Source organism: Parasphingopyxis sp. CP4, assembly GCF_013378055.1.
Taxonomy (GTDB): Bacteria; Pseudomonadota; Alphaproteobacteria; order Sphingomonadales; family Sphingomonadaceae; genus Parasphingopyxis.
The window spans coordinates 60113-75757 of sequence record NZ_CP051130.1 but is presented as its reverse complement, the minus strand read 5'-3'; the positions used below and the strand labels follow the sequence as shown (position 1 = coordinate 75757).

The 15645-nt window shown below is 53.4% G+C and carries 13 protein-coding genes and 1 pseudogene; 9 read left to right on the top strand and 5 right to left on the bottom strand.

Translation table 11 applies throughout. The features are described from left to right. The first annotated feature begins 80 nt into the window (after positions 1-80). Both pnuC and HFP51_RS00360 read left to right on the top strand, forming a co-directional pair. Entirely contained in the window at positions 81-659 is a 579-nt protein-coding gene (gene pnuC, locus HFP51_RS00365; protein ID WP_255454721.1) for a nicotinamide riboside transporter PnuC, read from the top strand. Positions 660-688: 29 nt separating this feature from the next. Beyond that, a complete protein-coding gene (locus HFP51_RS00360) occupies positions 689-1633 on the top strand; it encodes an AAA family ATPase (RefSeq protein WP_370462924.1) in 945 nt (314 codons plus the stop codon). Between the two features lie 106 nt (positions 1634-1739). On the opposite strand, the gene HFP51_RS00355 is transcribed toward HFP51_RS00360, so the two are convergent. Continuing rightward, positions 1740-2066 carry an anti-sigma factor gene (locus HFP51_RS00355; RefSeq protein ID WP_176873791.1) on the bottom strand — a complete coding sequence of 109 codons (327 nt, stop codon included), beginning with the start codon at positions 2064-2066 and terminating at the stop codon, positions 1740-1742. Next, positions 2063-2647 carry an RNA polymerase sigma factor gene (locus tag HFP51_RS00350; protein WP_176873790.1) on the bottom strand — a complete coding sequence of 195 codons (585 nt, stop codon included), beginning with the start codon at positions 2645-2647 and terminating at the stop codon, positions 2063-2065. The genes HFP51_RS00355 and HFP51_RS00350 overlap by 4 nt, the downstream gene beginning before the upstream one ends. A 141-nt stretch (positions 2648-2788) precedes the next feature. On the opposite strand from HFP51_RS00350, the gene HFP51_RS00345 reads away from it, so the two are divergent. The 7 genes and pseudogenes from HFP51_RS00345 (at position 2789) to HFP51_RS00320 (ending at position 10061) form a co-directional block, all read left to right on the top strand. Then, the gene (locus HFP51_RS00345) at positions 2789-4075 is read left to right on the top strand and encodes a sodium:proton antiporter (protein ID WP_218135313.1); all 1287 of its coding nucleotides are present in this window, start codon (positions 2789-2791) and stop codon (positions 4073-4075) included. 1 nt (position 4076) lies between these two features. Beyond that, the gene (locus tag HFP51_RS00340; RefSeq protein ID WP_176873788.1) at positions 4077-5690 is read left to right on the top strand and encodes a glutamate synthase-related protein; all 1614 of its coding nucleotides are present in this window, start codon (positions 4077-4079) and stop codon (positions 5688-5690) included. Then, positions 5690-6538 (top strand): hypothetical protein, encoded by an 849-nt coding sequence (locus HFP51_RS00335; protein ID WP_176873787.1) that lies wholly within the window; start codon positions 5690-5692, stop codon positions 6536-6538. The genes HFP51_RS00340 and HFP51_RS00335 overlap by 1 nt, the downstream gene beginning before the upstream one ends. Positions 6539-6934: 396 nt before the next feature. Further along, positions 6935-7066: pseudogene (locus HFP51_RS14770) on the top strand (LysR family transcriptional regulator); the annotation flags it as partial. Between the two features lie 87 nt (positions 7067-7153). Then, entirely contained in the window at positions 7154-7819 is a 666-nt protein-coding gene (locus HFP51_RS00330; RefSeq protein WP_255454716.1) for a LysR substrate-binding domain-containing protein, read from the top strand. A 230-nt stretch (positions 7820-8049) separates the two neighbouring features. Then, the gene (locus HFP51_RS00325; RefSeq protein ID WP_176873785.1) at positions 8050-9603 is read left to right on the top strand and encodes an NAD(P)/FAD-dependent oxidoreductase; all 1554 of its coding nucleotides are present in this window, start codon (positions 8050-8052) and stop codon (positions 9601-9603) included. Between the two features lie 158 nt (positions 9604-9761). Then, positions 9762-10061, top strand: coding sequence for a hypothetical protein (locus tag HFP51_RS00320; RefSeq protein WP_176873784.1), 300 nt, complete (start codon positions 9762-9764; stop codon positions 10059-10061). 371 nt (positions 10062-10432) lie between these two features. Here the strand turns inward: HFP51_RS00320 and HFP51_RS00315 are convergent, their stop codons facing one another. From HFP51_RS00315 to HFP51_RS00305, 3 genes are all read right to left on the bottom strand, one after another. Next, positions 10433-12685, bottom strand: coding sequence for a P-loop NTPase fold protein (locus HFP51_RS00315; protein ID WP_176873783.1), 2253 nt, complete (start codon positions 12683-12685; stop codon positions 10433-10435). Then, the gene (locus tag HFP51_RS00310; RefSeq protein ID WP_176873782.1) at positions 12682-14241 is read right to left on the bottom strand and encodes an HNH endonuclease; all 1560 of its coding nucleotides are present in this window, start codon (positions 14239-14241) and stop codon (positions 12682-12684) included. Before HFP51_RS00310 ends, HFP51_RS00315 begins: the two co-directional genes overlap by 4 nt. 121 nt (positions 14242-14362) lie before the next feature. Next, positions 14363-15466 (bottom strand): MvaI/BcnI family restriction endonuclease, encoded by a 1104-nt coding sequence (locus tag HFP51_RS00305; RefSeq protein ID WP_218135312.1) that lies wholly within the window; start codon positions 15464-15466, stop codon positions 14363-14365. Positions 15467-15645: the final 179 nt, after the last annotated feature.

Genomic DNA, 15645 nt, shown 5'->3' with positions numbered 1-15645 from the left:
GTTTCCTTGTTGGATAACAAGGAAACGGTTAGCCTCAACCATCCCTGACCCAAGGGGAATGCCAATTTAGGAGTAACTTGGTGTTGATCGAAGCGCTGGCGGTTGCGCTTGGCATTGCAAATGTCACTCTGATCGTCAGGAGAAATGTTTGGAACTATCCGTTCGGCATCGTGATGGTATCGCTTTATGGATACATCTTCTTCGATGCCAAACTGTATGGCGAGGCCGGTCTTCAGATATTTTTTGTCGTCATCCAATTCTATGGATGGTGGAGATGGTCGCGGGCTATCGAACACGAGGGAACACTCAATGTCCGATGGACCGATTTGAGCTCGATAGTCCTCTGGTTGGGAGTAACTGCGGGTGTGACCATGGGTCTGGCCTATGCCTTAGGCACTTGGACGGATGCGGTAGCCCCCTATCCCGATGCGACAGTATCCGCTGCCAGCATCACCGCACAAATTTTGCTTGCGCTCCGCCGGATAGAAAATTGGATCTACTGGATCTTTGTCGACATCATTGCGATTTGGCTGTTCCTGAGCCGTGAGCTTTACCTCACGGCCGGACTGTATGCGGTGTTTCTGGTATTGGCGACAACAGGCCTGATCGTTTGGTGGCGAGCGGGTAGAAAACGGGCGGCGGAGCAAAGCCAAATATGACATCGCGGGGATTTTTGTTAGGTAAGTTCATGCCTCCGCATGCTGGCCATATTGCGCTGTGCCGGGCGGCTGAAATGATGTGCGACCAACTTACTATTCTCGTTTGCTGGTTACCGGACGACCCAATCGCAGGCGAACTCCGCATGGAATGGATGCGTCAGCTGTTCCCCCAATCTCGGCTGATTGGGAATGGCGCTGAAGTACCTCAGCATCCGGACGAAAGTGAAGAATTTTGGCCAATATGGCGGGAAATTGTGCAGCGGGCGCACCCCGAACCCATTGATTTGCTGTTCGCGGGCGAAGAATATGGCGACGAACTCGCAAAACAGGTCGGTGGTAAATTCGTGCCTTTGGGCGGACGGATTATCGATGCCGATCAGAATGGACTAGGCGGATTATCGGGCCAGAAGATCCGTGAGGATTTGTCTGCGGAATGGACGCACTTGCCCGGGCCTGTCCGAAGGGACATGGTCAAAACGGTTGTGTTGCACGGGATCGAGAGCAGCGGCAAATCAACCTTGGCCGCCTCTCTTGCCGATGAACTCAAGAGTTGTTGGGTACCGGAATATGGCCGATCACATTGCGTTGTTCATGGGACCGAACTGTCGCAGTCTGATCTATCGTTGATTGCGGCAGCTCAACAGGCAATGATCGCCTCGGCCAAGGAATGGAGCGGTTTAATCCTGCCCTGCGATACGGACTGGCTCATGACTCGGGCCTGGCATCGTATGATATTTGATGCACCGCTCAATTGCCCGGCATTTCCGATAGCTGACCTTTATCTCTATCTCGCCGCAGACACCGAGTGGATTGATGATGGATTACGACTGTTTGGCTCGAACAAACAGCGATTGAAATTCGATAACCTTTGCCGTGAAGAACTCATTGCCGCCGGGGCGAACTGGATCACCATCAACGGTTCGTGGGATGAACGGTATGAACAAGCCATAGAGGCCGTGCAATCTCTCGACTGACGACAGATGTCCGCTATTGGCCGAAAGCGGTCGTTCATTGGCTGTCGGCTTATTAGTGACCGCCTATTGCAGGTCTTCGACAATACGGGTTGCTCGTTGAGTTGGTCTAACTGTCACGATCCGGACCATCTCCATCACTCAGCGCGTCGACAACTGCGACGATCAAATCCTCCGGCAGTTCGGGTAACTCGGTTTCGGCTGATGCTGCACTCGCGCGGGCAAGTGTCATCGATGCCTGATAGGCCCGCAGATATTCGCGGCACTCGCGGCACACCCGCAAATGCATATTGAAAATGAGGCGCTGGCGTGGCGTGAGTTCGTCGTCGAAATAGGCGATGATGAAGGTCTCGAACTCCTGGCAATCGATCATCAGGGGCAGTTTTGACATCACGCGTTTCATGGCAGGCGGAAAATTGATCCCTTTGGTGATCATGTCGCTTCTCCCCGCATCATCGGCTCAAGCAGGCGTTTGAGAGCGTTACGCGCCCGGTGCAGACGTACCTTGGTGTTGCTTTTGCTCAATCCCAGCAGTTCGGCCGTTTCCGCCGTGGACAGCTCTTCAATATCGCGCAGCAGGATAAGCAAACGATATTTCTCCGGCAGTTCGGCGATCTTTGCGAGCACGAATACGCGGGTTTCGTCGCGGCTCAGAAGGTCTTCAGGCGATTCAAAATGCGTCCAGACCGGCTCGATCCGGCATCCATTCGCATCAAATTCGGGAAAATTGCCATCCGGCAATTCTTGCTCCTGGCGGCGACGCGCCCGCAGGATCGACAGGCAGCTGTTCAGCGTAACGCGATAGAGCCAGGCCTTGAGCGCAAGTGGGTCTTCAAGCTGCGGCAGCTTGCGGAATGCACTAATCATCGCGTCTTGCACACCATCCTCGGCCAGCGCCGTTTCACCGAGCAACCGCCGGCACAGGGCAAGCATCCAGCCCGAATGTTCGCGCATCAGAATTTCGATCTGGCTAGGGTCCATCTGCGCTTCAATCTCCGGCTTTGAGACCTGCTTCACTTGCTCTGATATCCCGTTCCCCATTGCCGCACATCTATCACGGGAGAGGAGAAGTGTAACCAAGGGCGCTCGGCGCGCATCTAAGGATGGTACATTGACGCACAGTGACGTGCTGCCATTACAATGGGAAGGGGAAAAAGCTTGGGTGAAACGGCACTAATCTACGCCGCGGCATGTGCTGTCGGTTTCGCCTGGCTCGCGAAGCGGTTTGAGCGCACGATCCTGACTGCACCGATTTTCTTTCTCGCAGCCGGCTTCCTGATTTCTGGGACCGGATGGGCCGATCCCGAGGCTGGTGAACCGATCCTCCACGCAGTGGCCGAAACCACGCTGGTAATCCTGCTGTTCCTGGACGCGTCACAAGTCGATCTGATGCAGTTCCGAAAACAGCATGTCTGGCCGCAGCGCATGCTGCTTGTCGGGCTGCCACTGGCGGTGCTGATTGGCACGGGCGCGGGCTATCTCCTCCTGCCCGGCTGGCCACTCGTCGCTCTGGCATTGGTCGCCGCCTTGCTCGCTCCGACCGACGCGGCGCTGGGCCAATCAATCGTCACCAATCTGCGCGTACCCGAGCGGGTGCGGCGCGGCCTGACGGTCGAAAGTGGCCTCAATGATGGCCTTGCGTTGCCGATCATCCTGCTGCTCGCGGCACTGCTCGGAGAAATGGCAACACAGGATGCCCAGGGCTGGCTGTTATTTGGCCTCGGCCAGGTGCTACTTGGGCCCCTCGCCGGAATTGTGATTGGCCTGGCCGGTGGCTGGATCACCTTGCATGTCAATCGTCGCGGTTGGACCAGCCGGACCTATGAAGGCATTGCTGCCCTTTCGCTGGCCGGGCTCTGCTATCTCGGAGCGACCGCGATCGGCGGTAACGGGTTTATCGCGGCGTTCGTCGGCGGATTGTGCTTCGGCAATCTCCTCCAGGGTCGCTGCGAATTCCTGTTCGAATTTACCGAGGGCGAAGGCCAGCTCTTAATGTGGGCCGCCTTCTTCCTGCTCGGCTTTGTATTGCTGCCCGAGGCGATTGAGCATCTTAGCTGGCCCATTATGGGTTTGATCTTCGCCAGCCTTTTCATCGTTCGGCCGCTCGCAATCTGGCTCTCGCTGATCGGCACGGACGCTGCGCCCGCAACTCGGCTCTTCTTCGGCTGGTTTGGGCCGCGCGGCCTCGCAACGGCCCTGTTCGCACTGCTGATCATACCGCAGGTCGGCGAAGCCTGGGCCGAACCCATCCTCGTCATCGCCATCAATGCGGTATGGATCAGCGCTCTCCTGCACGGGATGAGCGCCCTCCCGCTTGGTAACCTATACGCGCGCCGCACCGAACAAATGGGTGAGTGCGCTGAAACAATGGACGTCGCGGATCCATTCGAGCGCGTCGAAGACGACGCTGCGACCTCACCACAACAGATCAAGTCAGGGGATTGAGATGTCAAAAATTGCCATAGCCAAATGGGACGAACTTGAGGACCGGACACCGACATATGCGCTGGTCGCCAATGTCGATCTCGTTATCGTTCGCTTCGATGAGAAAGTATCGGTGATGTATGGCCGTTGCCTGCATCGCGGCGCGCTGATGGCTGATGGCCATGTCGACGCCAATGACAATCTGATCTGCGGTGTTCACGACTGGGATTACCGGCTCGACAGCGGCGTTTCGAGCTATGCGAATGAAGAAGCATTGCAGAAGTTTGAAAGCTGGATTCAGGATGGCGAAATCCTGGTCGATGAAGACGAAATCGCCGCGTGGCACCACGCCAGCCCGCAACCCTTTGATCGTGATGCTTATCTCGGCCTCTATGCTGACACCAGCCATGGCACAGAAGAAGAACCTTATACCGGCCTGATCCAGCAATATGCGAAAGATGGCCTCTCAAAGACCGGGCATCACGGTGCCGTCGCGGCGATGGGCGTGCCGCGCCACGAATTGCCCGATTGGGATGATATCCAACTCCTCACCGCGCAGCTGCATCGTCCGCCGCTGCTCGATGACGATCCCGTGGCAACCGAGGTGGTCATCGGACCCAATGCGCAAAAACCCCTCAAACTCGCCATTCCGCTTTTTGTCTCTGACATGAGTTTCGGCGCCTTGTCGGAAACCGCCAAGGTCGCGCTCGCCATGGGCGCCGAACTGGCCGGTACCGGCATCTGTTCGGGAGAAGGCGGTATGCTGGCTGAGGAGCAAGCCGAGAATAGCCGCTATTTCTATGAACTGGCATCGGCCCGTTTTGGCTTTAGCTGGGACAAGCTTGAACGCGTGCAGGCCTTTCACTTCAAGGGTGGCCAGGGCGCAAAAACCGGCACTGGCGGCCATCTTCCAGGTGAAAAGGTCAAAGGCAAGATTGCTGAGGTGCGCGGCCTGGCCGAAGGCGAATCTGCGATTTCCCCGCCGCGCTTTCCCGACTGGACCGAAGTCAGCCAGATCAAGGAATTCGCCGACGAAGTGCGCAGCCGAACCGGCGGCATTCCGATCGGATTCAAATTGTCAGCCCAGCATATTGAGAAGGATATCGATGCCGCGCTCGAAGTGGGCGTCGACTATATCATCCTTGACGGCCGCGGCGGCGGCACGGGCGCAGCCCCGATCATCTTCCGCGACAATATTTCAGTCCCGACTATCCCGGCCCTGGCACGTGCACGGCGGCATCTGGATAGCTCGAACGCAAATGGTGTGACGCTGGTCGCCACCGGTGGCCTCAGAAAACCGGCAGATTTCATCAAGGCCATGGCACTGGGCGCTGACGCAATCGCGGTCTCCAACTCGGCGATGCAGGCGATTGGCTGCATCGCAATGCGCGCTTGCCATACGAACAACTGCCCGGTCGGCATCGCCACCCAGAAGCCGCACCTTGTAAGCCGCCTGCTTGCCGACAAATCGGCCGGCCAGCTCAAGAATTTCTTCGATGCCAGCGTCGAGCTGATGCAAGTGATGGCGCGAGCTTGCGGCCATGATCACCTCTCGAAATTCAATGCGGACGACCTGACAACATGGAAACGCGAGATGACAGAACTGTCCGGCGTTGCTTTCGGAGGCGTGCAATAATGGCCGACAATCAAGAAGGGATTTCCGTCGGCCAAGCGGATGCGCTTCGCTCGGCCCGCAATCACGCGCATAAAGCGCTGCAGCATGTCACCCGCGCAGCCCGGGCCAATCTTGTTGCGGAGCCCGATGACAGTCAGTCGAATGTTGGATGGGATTCCGCATCAAACGGGTTCGTCTCTCACCCAATTGGTGAGCTGCGCGTTGGGCTTGGGTTCAGCGATTTTACGCTGTTTGTCCGGCATCAATCCGGTGTCGCCGAGCAATTCCCATTGAGCGGCGCGTCAGACGCCGAGGTCGCCCAATGGCTCGACGATCAGCTGGTCGCCAATGGACATAGCCGGGCCTCAACAGTCGAATTGCCCTATGCGCTGCCAGACGATGCGGCAGCGATCGAGGGATATGATGCAGATGCTATCGCAGCGAGTGACTTTGCGGGTCTCGCCGATTGGTTTGGCGCGACAGCCGCATCATTGATGCATATCACCGAAACCTATGCAGCCATTGACCCCGGCCCAAGCCCGGTGCGCTGCTGGCCGCATCATTTTGATATCGCTACCTATATCGCTTTGGAATCGGGCGATCCGGAAACCGCAAAAGGCATTGGCGTTGGCCTGTCGCCAGGCGATGAAGGCTATGACGAGCCCTATCTCTACATCAATCCCTGGCCCCATCTCGACGCGGCCAGCCTGCCACCTGCGGTTGCCCCCGGGCATTGGCATAGCGAAGGTTATGTCGGCCTGATCGCGACCGCTAGCGAGATTGGCAAACGCGAAGATCTCGGCACGGCGATTGCAAATTTTCTTGAGCCGGGCGTCGACGTTGCAATCAAGGCGAGAATGGCAACCTAGCTCTGCCGGGTGGCGCACGCCTGTTGACATACAACGCCTCGGCGGCGGCGTTTGCGTGGACTCCAATGTCCGCTTTCGGCCGATTGCCAGTCGTTCGCCGTAACTGAGGCGGGTGAGTGTCGCCTAGGTAGATCTAGTGATCGATTCTGACCGAAAGCAGACGTTCAGATAGCCACTGGCATGGCCATGTTAACTGCCGGACCGACACTGGCGGCGAGCGAAACAAGGGTGGAGACTAGTGCGGCAAGAGCGGCAGCGATTTTGGTTTGTGCGGTGTGGTTTTGCATTTTGGAGTTCCTTTCAAATCATGTTGACAACGCCCTTATGCCCAGTCGATATTGGATAGGAAATTCGCAAAATGTGCATATAATCATCCAAATATGAATGGATTGACTGATGGCAAACCTCGATTGGACACTCCTGCAATCCCTTGTTGCTGTTAGCGAACATGGCTCTTTCTCGGCCGCTGCGCGCGCAACGAACGGCAGTCAGGCCACATTGAGCCGCCACATATCGACACTTGAGCAGCAACTTGATGCGCGTCTGTTTGAACGGGCGGTGGGAGGTGTTGAGCTGACCAAGCGCGGCATTGCCGTACTGCGTCATGTCACCGAAATGGCCGATGCCGCCGGTCGATTATCCCTTGCCGTAGAAGGTAAGGACATGTCGATTTCTGGCACCGTGCGCATCACTGCCAGCACGATTGTCGCGACCTTTGTCTTGCCGAAGATCCTTGCCGCCTTGCGGCTTGAAGAACCTGAGATCGATATTGAGCTGACTGCGTCGGATAAAACCGAAAACCTGTTGCGCCGCGAGGCAGACATTGCTGTCCGCATGTATCGGCCGACTCAGGCGGACGTTTTTGCGCGCAAGGTCGGGGATTTTGAACTCGGGATATTCGCGGCTCATTCCTATCTTGCGCGGCACCCGGCACCCACCACCATGCGCGAGATACTCGAGCACGCTGTCGTCGGAGCAGATCGAAACCAAGACATAATCGCAGGAATGAAGCGGTTCGGTGTTCATATAGAGCGCGAATTCTTTGCGTTTCGCAGTGATGATCCGATTGTATGCTGGAACATGGTCGTCGAGGGATATGGGCTGGGCTTCAATCAGGTTCAGGTGGGGGAAGCTGAACCACGAGTCTCCAGAATTGAAATGGACGGCGAAATAGATCCATTGCCTGTATGGCTTGTCGCGCACTCGGAATTGAAGACCAATCCTCGCGTACGCCGAGTGTTCGATTTCCTGGCCGACAGGTTATCTACAGCTACGCGCTGAGTGACTTTCCTATGTCGATCAGCGAGGATGGCTGCCTGGTGGGCGGCTAAGTCCGCAATGGATGGAAGGCGGACACTCCGATGCGATTGATTCAGGTCAATGCGCTGCAGCGTCGCTGGCCCTAGGTCCTTTCTTGCCAAATTTGCTTTGCGGCTGATGCGCGATTTGACTGCGCAGCAAGCCGATGTCCGGACCACGCGTAATCTATTGTAAGCAATGGAGATCGACCGATGACTGATGCTCAACACACTGATTGGGACGCCATTGTCATTGGCTCGGGAATAGGGGGGATGGCTGCAGCCGCCGCACTGAGCCGGATGGGCCAAAAGATACTGTTGCTCGAACAGCATCATACACTTGGTGGCTTGACGCACAGTTTTTCGCGAGGCGACTTCACTTGGGACGTCGGCATTCACTATTTGAGCTTGTTGGCGCCCGGAGATCCGACGCGCGAGTTGCTCGATTGGATATCGGACGAGCCCATCGATCTCGTGTCGTTGGGCTCGATATACGATACGATACATATTGGATCGGCAAAACCATTGTCGCTTTCCCGTCCCTATGAAGCGCAAGAGAGAGATCTAAAGGACCGCTTCCCGGATCAGGCCGAGGCAATCGAAGCCTGGACCCACGCCCTGCGTGAAGGACGAAAGGCGTTGTACAAGGTGTTTCCAACTCGGGCGATGCCGGAGATGGTTGGTGACATTCTCGACTGGTGGAACCGGAGTAGCATTTCAAAATGGTGCGCCCGAACCACCCAGGAGGTGATCGACGACCTCACCGATCATCCGGAGCTCGCTGCAGTCCTGGCCGCCCAATGGGGCGATCATGGGGGACGACCGAGCAAAGCAAGTTTCGCGATGCATGCGTTGATTTCGGCATCTTATTTACACAGCGGTTCATGGTATCCGGTGGGTGGTGCAACATCTTTTGCCGAGAAGATTGTACCGACCATCACCAAGAATGGCGGCGACGCGCGTGCGGGCGTGCGTGTCGAAAAGCTGCTGCTTGATGATGGTGCCGTAGTCGGCGTGCAAACGGATGACGGGAGCGAGATACGCGCAAATGTCGTGATCTCCGACATCGGAGCACGGGAGACTATCGATACACTCTTGCCCGGCGACTGTGGTTATCGTGAATGGATGGCTAAGATTCGTGCACTGCCGTCCAGCATTGCCAATTTCACGCTCTTTCTTGGTTTTGAGGGTGATATCGAAGCTGCCGGTGCGACCAAGGCCAATCACTGGATCTATCCAACCGGAAAGGTCGATGTTCTTTGGGAAACAGCACCAGATGGCGAGCCGCCCCACATGACCGCTTCCTTTGGTTCATTGAAGGACCCGCAGCATGACCCGGGCCCGCGCCAAAGGCATATGGGCCAGCTTCTGGCCTGGACGGACTGGAGCTCGGTATCTCAATGGGCTGACAAGCCAGCCGGAATGCGCGGAGATGATTATGCTGACTTCAAGCGCCGGGTCGAAGATACTTTGATGGCGCAGTTTGAGCGATATTTCCCGGAGCTCTCAAAATTGGTGGTTTACCGGGAATTGGCGACACCGCTTTCGACTGTCAGCTTTACTGGGCATCGGAAGGGCGCATTCTATGGCGTTGATGTAACGCCGGAGCGCGTCATGTGCGATGCGTTGCAGGCCAAAACCCCCATTCCGGGCCTGTACCTGGCAGGCCAGGATGTTGCGAGCCCGGGCATTCCTGGAGCCCTGATGGGCGGCGTGCTCTCTGCGGCAAGCGTCAATCCCAAGGTGTTTCGCAAGATCGGGGGGTGAATAAATCGCCGAGTGTCGAGCTGCAATCAATGACTGCTTTGGGTGGATAGCGGACGTTGGCAAAACCATAGGCCAGGCGGTAACAACTTGTTGCGTATACAATCGAATGGCCGTGATCCATTCACAATTTCGCGGTGACCGCTAGGGCAGGGATAGAGATGTCGACACGTGATGAAGATGAGCGCCCAATGTCAGCGGATGAAATAATGAAGATGGTGAACGAAGCACATCAGCACATGCGCGAGAACAGGGTGCCTTATCCCGATCCTATGTTGCCTCCCTGGATCGTTTTCCCTGATTATGAAAGACAAAGCATGGGATGGCGCATGGGATCGGGCGAAGACTATTGGCATGATTTCTCGGATTGGTTTCGCGCGCTAGATGACCAAGCTCGCGCACAGTATATCGCCGCCAATCCAGAACCGACCGGTTGGGAGGGATTCTATGGATCGAGGTGACGAACTCCGCCCTGGGTGGTTAGCGGACAATGCCCGCTATTGGCTGGAAGCGCTCGACTAGCTCACGCGGTCCCCGTAGAGCGCCCCCGTGCAATGTCCGCTGTTAGGCGCCCATTCGCCCCCCACACGTTCGCATGCAGTTTTGGCGGCTTCGCCGCGCAAATACCAGCCGGTAGAAAGTCCAAGGACCAGTATCAGCACAATCAGGAGTGCGGTTCTCCACATTTTGGAAATCTATGCTTCACCGCGAATGTTGGCGAACAACGCCCTGGCGGAGAGGGTGTCCGCTTGTATAACGCCATAGTAGCTTAGATTAATGTGAAAATGTTGTATCAAATTCTCTCATTCCCACATTTCTTACCACATGCCGGTCAACCCGATCCGAGAATTTCTGCATCTTCCGTCAAATCCAGCAGCTTTTGAACGCGCTCTTTCATTGACGGATTCTCCGAGCTTGGCGATTCGTCTAACAGCCCTTCAAGCCGTGTTCTGATCTCACCCAAATCTAGGAATGGGCTGAGATTTTGAGGGGTCAAGGACACTATTTCATGAAAGGCATCCGGATTACCTACCCGTGCAATTCCAGACCACTGTTCGAGCACACTGACAAAATCATCATCCGACTCAATACTTGATTTGACAAGCGAAATTGGCTTGTTTGTATCACCGCTTTGATACCATCCATACAGACTACTAACCGGTTGTGGCAGTTTGAATATTTCATTCAAACTCATTTCTTGGAATCGCGCCTGGATTTTTTGAATAGCTATGTCGAGATTTTCGCCATCCAGTATTGGATTGCCTCGCGCATTTTCTCCAACCCGACCATGCGCAAATAGTTCTGATCGGACAATATCTGTTAGCCAACCGATCGCGTCGCCATCTTCAAAAATTTCCGAGATCATATTGGACACGTTATCTGGATAGAATTGAACCACGGCGTCAAAGATAACAATTGCCTTACGCCAGATTTGAGGACGCCCAAAGTGCGAGTCCTGTCCAAGCACAGCCACATCCATTGTTTCCGACAGAGCCGTTACCAACATAGTAGATCTGTCAGATGTGAGGAGATCTTTTATTTGTGGTTGAGTCACTTGGCCCGCCAACCAATCAATTATCAGTGTTAATTCTGAAACACCTGTCGGTAACGTGTTTTTACCCCAATCCAATAAAAGTTCAGTGGTCTTATCCTCGCCCGTATCAAGGGCCGCCATCAACTTTTGCCAACGGCTAGCATACGTTGAATAGGATGATTCACCGTATGACAAAAACAATTTGTAGTGATCAGGACTTGATAGACGACGTAGTTTGAAGGCCGATTCCATGGTGGCTGCATCAACAGCCTCAAATAGTTTTAAATGGAGCTTATTGTCACCTTCTCCATTCTCAAATGCTTCGCTAAATACATCCTGTTCGAAACCTGGCAAAAACGCTTCAAGCCTCTGCAGTAACAAGTCGCCCGCGCCTTGGTGGCTGTTCAACGCCCGGCGCAATCTCTTGATAGAGCGTTTTCGATCCTTTCTTGAGACTATACCTCCAATCGTTACAGCGGCGTTCTCAGTTAGGTAACTCACGATCCAGTGATAAAGCTCACTATGCGCGACTTTGATGATCTGCACCCAGACCAAATCAGCGAAATCAACTGCCCCTTCGACGGCGAACCACGCAAACTTGATTGCATCAAGTGATCTGACGACCGAGCGAGGATTGTGAAAATACCATCCTCCCTCAATGTCAATGATTTCACGAATTCTCGACTGCTCAGCGGTGTCTTTTGGAGAATAGAAGCTGGAAAGCTCCTCCTCAAACCACCGTCGGAGATCAAAGGAATCTGGAACTGGCATTGGGACCACGATTTGCAGGATCTTCTCAAGGAAACTTGATCCCGATTTGATGCCCGATTGCTCCAGTGCGTGCACGACAATCTCTTGATCAAATGAAAGGAGATAAAGAATATTCGGAAAGTTAGCGACAGACTTAATCAATCTAATAATTTCGATTGTTTCACGTGGTTCTAGGCGATCAATATCGTCTATTATCACAACAAATTTGTTTGGCAGGCTCTTTAGTTTTCTCTCTACCTTGCACTTGGCTTCTTCCAATGGAATTGCTTCTTTGGAGTCGATTGCTTTTCCAAATCCCGCAGCGATATCGGCGTGGACGCTGTATCCAGGAATAACGGCCTCAACAGCTGGAGCATATGCTGGATGCCAAGCTATCAATTTTTTTGCATATCGTTGAATTGCTTTTCCGGTATCTTTGAAAGCTTTTATCGTTACGTCGGTCGCATCTCCGTGTTCGTATTTATACTGACCAATTCCAATCGATAACTCCGAAAAGAAAGCTTCCATCAGCGAGCCTTGGCTCCCAATTTGCCATGGCTTGAATTGAATAATTCCAGGACGAGTATGAAGGTTTTGCTCATCAAGTTCCGCAATGAGCTTGTTGATCATACTTGACTTGCCCGACCCCCACGAACCTTCTAGTCCGACCACTAAGTGCGCCTCTGGCGAGCACTTTGTCAGCGCATTTGCAATCTTCTTCGCACTCGCTTCAAATCCTAGCTTGTCCGGCTCCGCTGCATCTAGTTCCCGGTCGCCACGGATCGCTTTAGGATCTATCATACCCCAGCCCAATTTGTCGGTAATCTATCGTTGCGAGCGCAATAGCCGCCGGTCAGACCTACGTTCCGGAATGCAGTTTCGACGTTCTGATTTTTGCTGAAAGCTTCTTGCACGGCTTTCGCGTGGATGCCTCTTGTTAGATCTGCAGTCCAGACAGGGTGATCGAAGAATCGGTCAATGTTTCCAGAAATTATATCCCACGTTTTCTGTGGAACATCCTCTTCGACAAAAGTCAGATCATCATGCGATGGAAACATTTGTGCTGACATCAACTGGCGAATGATCGCAGTCATATAAGCCAAGCTAGCTTGGTATCCTAGCCGGCCGATTCTATGTCTTTCCTGCTCCGGGTCTGCGTCAGGTTGTTCGACGAAACCACGCTCATAAATTTTGTTTAGCAGCTTTACTACGTTCTTGGTCTCTCGTTCCCTTGCTTGTTTCATGGCCTCTCCCTTGAGGCCCTCAGACAGAGGTTTAGTAAAGAGCAATTTCTTCAGAATGTTCTTTTGAAACGCAGCTTCTTTTAGCGAGATCGGGCCATCTATCACTAGACCTTTTCGTTCAATTATCCGCGCGAATGCAAGGTCTTGATCACTGACTACTCTGTCAATGACAGCCGAAGCTATGCCCGCCTTTGCCCTCGCCCTGCTCGCCGGATCCAGCCATGCGATGAAGCCAGCTTCCGAGACCTCTTGGGATCCCATCTCTTCTTCATACGCTTCAATCTGCCTAGCCACTTCGTCCGACATCTTTGTGGCTAGTTCAAAAGGAGTGAGGGGGAGCTTTTTTATTCGGCTCTGGATTGAATTTACCAAATGAAGCGATTCTTCAATCGATATGTCCAGATAGAGTTTAAAGACCAATGATGTCCGGCCGTTGATCAGGTTTGCAACAGTCTTGTGCTGGCCGTCGAACATTAACACGCTTTTTTTATCGCTATCACCGACCAGACGACATGCAGGTTGTTCGTGAAGCGGATTCTTGGTGAGGTCCGTGGCGATCGACAGCAGGTGATTGATATTGATGTAGCGAGGTTGAATTTTGTCATCATTCACTATGCAAGAGATTGGAAGTTCGGCGAAACAAAACGCCATGTCGCGACTTCCCACCCGTTCATGATAAATTGATACGGACTGCTTGCCTAACTCGGTCTCAATTGTGGCGGTTTTTTTGTTCTTTGTCGTCTTAACAAAGCAATCTGTTAGACCAAGTTTGTAAAATTCTTTCGCACTTTTGAAGTTTGCAGCGCCAGATTTGTTTTCCCAGAAACGTTTGAACTGGAGATGTGGTCTGACTTCAATAGAGCTATGATTACGCTTGTATCGATTACAGCCGGCATGCGTTAGGTTCAGGTTATCCCAACTGTCGATTCCGTCTTCGGCAGAAGGTATATTGTGATCCAATTCTATGGCGTCGGCGGCTCTGTTCAATTTGCCACTGCACAGAAAGCAATTATTCGGCTTGTGGTTCCAAACGTAATCTTCAACATCCGATTTTTCGATCTCTTTTTCTGCTGCGATAGACTTCTTCAAGTCTGCCGAAATCTTTAATGGCATAGGCCACCTCCCACATAATCCCTAACGTCGCACTGTGCATCGGCAACGGGAATCAAAAAGAAAAAGCGCTGCCTACAAAAAACCAACGGGCAACTAGTTAGCGCGCAAGACTAGCAGCTATTTAGGCATCAAGGAATGCAACGGAGCTTTTGTGGTAGAGGGAAGACAATTGCTTATGCGCGATCCGAAACTGATATCGCGCGTGCGAAGTTGGATTTAAAGTGGATATTCCTTCAAGTTTTACACCAGGATCAAAATAGACCCTAGCTTCTGAAAGAGCGGCCAAGAACAAAAGAAAATCGGTTCCTTCACAAAGCTCAATTCTCGAACCAAACTTGTAAACTGGGGGCGGCCCTCGCATCAGCGACGGCACAAAAGCTGCCTTGGCATGCTTCCTATTCCAGTGTGACAGCAGATCCCTAAAGCCCCAAGATGCAGCTACTGTTTCAGTGGGATCCAATAGCAATATGTTACCATCCATATCGGTAATCTTCTTTGCCTCCTGATCATATCCATCAAGAACTAGCCTCAAACCGGTCAGATGATGGCGGTCGCCCCCAACCACATATTTCCCGCCAAAGTTCAGTCGATCTGGTTTTCCGTTTCGATCTGGGTAGCCATAACGCTTCATAAACGCGACTATCCCATCTTTACTGCTGATACCGCCGGTCGGAGCGGGTGTGAAAAGGGTCACGGGAGACTTAGCGGTAAATCTTTTAAAATCCCGCACGCCATACTGCTTGAGTTCCCAACCAAGGATATCCGGTTGAGCCTTCGCATTTGGAATTATTCCAAGCTCTGCCTCAAGCGTCAGGCCGGCAGCGTTCCGTGCCTGATAAGAAATTGGAACCCCTTGGCTATTCAACCGTTTGGATTCAATCCAACCTTTTTGATGAATGAGAGCCAATTTTCGGATCAGCTGGCCTCTTGTATCGACCTCACCGGATCTCAATCCATTGAGATCTAAAAATACGCCCTGCGCCGGCACATCCTTTTGGCTTAGTAACTCGATTGTTGCTGGATGCTCTGCTCCCGTCGCGAACGTCAGAATTCGATGATCAGGACAGACGCCAAAGAACAAAACTCGGCCTGACATACGGCCCTTCAGGAGCTCTGCCGGAGCTCCGGATGCATTCTTGAGAAAGCCAGAAAGCCGAACTTCCGGATACTTCGGATACAACACCAGCTGAGCATGCCTTGCTTCGCAAACGCCCTCATCTGTCAACCAAAGGAGGTTCACGTCTGCCTTGTTTCGAGGCCTCTTGCTTGATGCAACTGTTGTTTCGTCAAGGACTACTGGTCCGTGCGGCAACACATTCAATGCCCGGAATCCTGAACCAAGATAAATTTGGTTCTTTCGGTTGTCATTCGCCGCAAGTCGCTTTGCATAGAACCCAGTGGCAC

Coding starts and splice junctions, on each gene's coding strand:
- HFP51_RS00355 (WP_176873791.1), bottom strand. CDS start 2,066: ATGATCACCAAAGGGATCAATTTTCCGCCTGCCATGAAACGCGTGATG.
- HFP51_RS00340 (WP_176873788.1), top strand. CDS start 4,077: ATGTCAAAAATTGCCATAGCCAAATGGGACGAACTTGAGGACCGGACA.
- HFP51_RS00310 (WP_176873782.1), bottom strand. CDS start 14,241: ATGCCATTAAAGATTTCGGCAGACTTGAAGAAGTCTATCGCAGCAGAA.
- HFP51_RS00335 (WP_176873787.1), top strand. CDS start 5,690: ATGGCCGACAATCAAGAAGGGATTTCCGTCGGCCAAGCGGATGCGCTT.
- HFP51_RS00325 (WP_176873785.1), top strand. CDS start 8,050: ATGACTGATGCTCAACACACTGATTGGGACGCCATTGTCATTGGCTCG.
- HFP51_RS00320 (WP_176873784.1), top strand. CDS start 9,762: ATGTCGACACGTGATGAAGATGAGCGCCCAATGTCAGCGGATGAAATA.
- HFP51_RS00330 (WP_255454716.1), top strand. CDS start 7,154: ATGGCCGATGCCGCCGGTCGATTATCCCTTGCCGTAGAAGGTAAGGAC.
- HFP51_RS00315 (WP_176873783.1), bottom strand. CDS start 12,685: ATGATAGATCCTAAAGCGATCCGTGGCGACCGGGAACTAGATGCAGCG.
- HFP51_RS00360 (WP_370462924.1), top strand. CDS start 689: ATGCCTCCGCATGCTGGCCATATTGCGCTGTGCCGGGCGGCTGAAATG.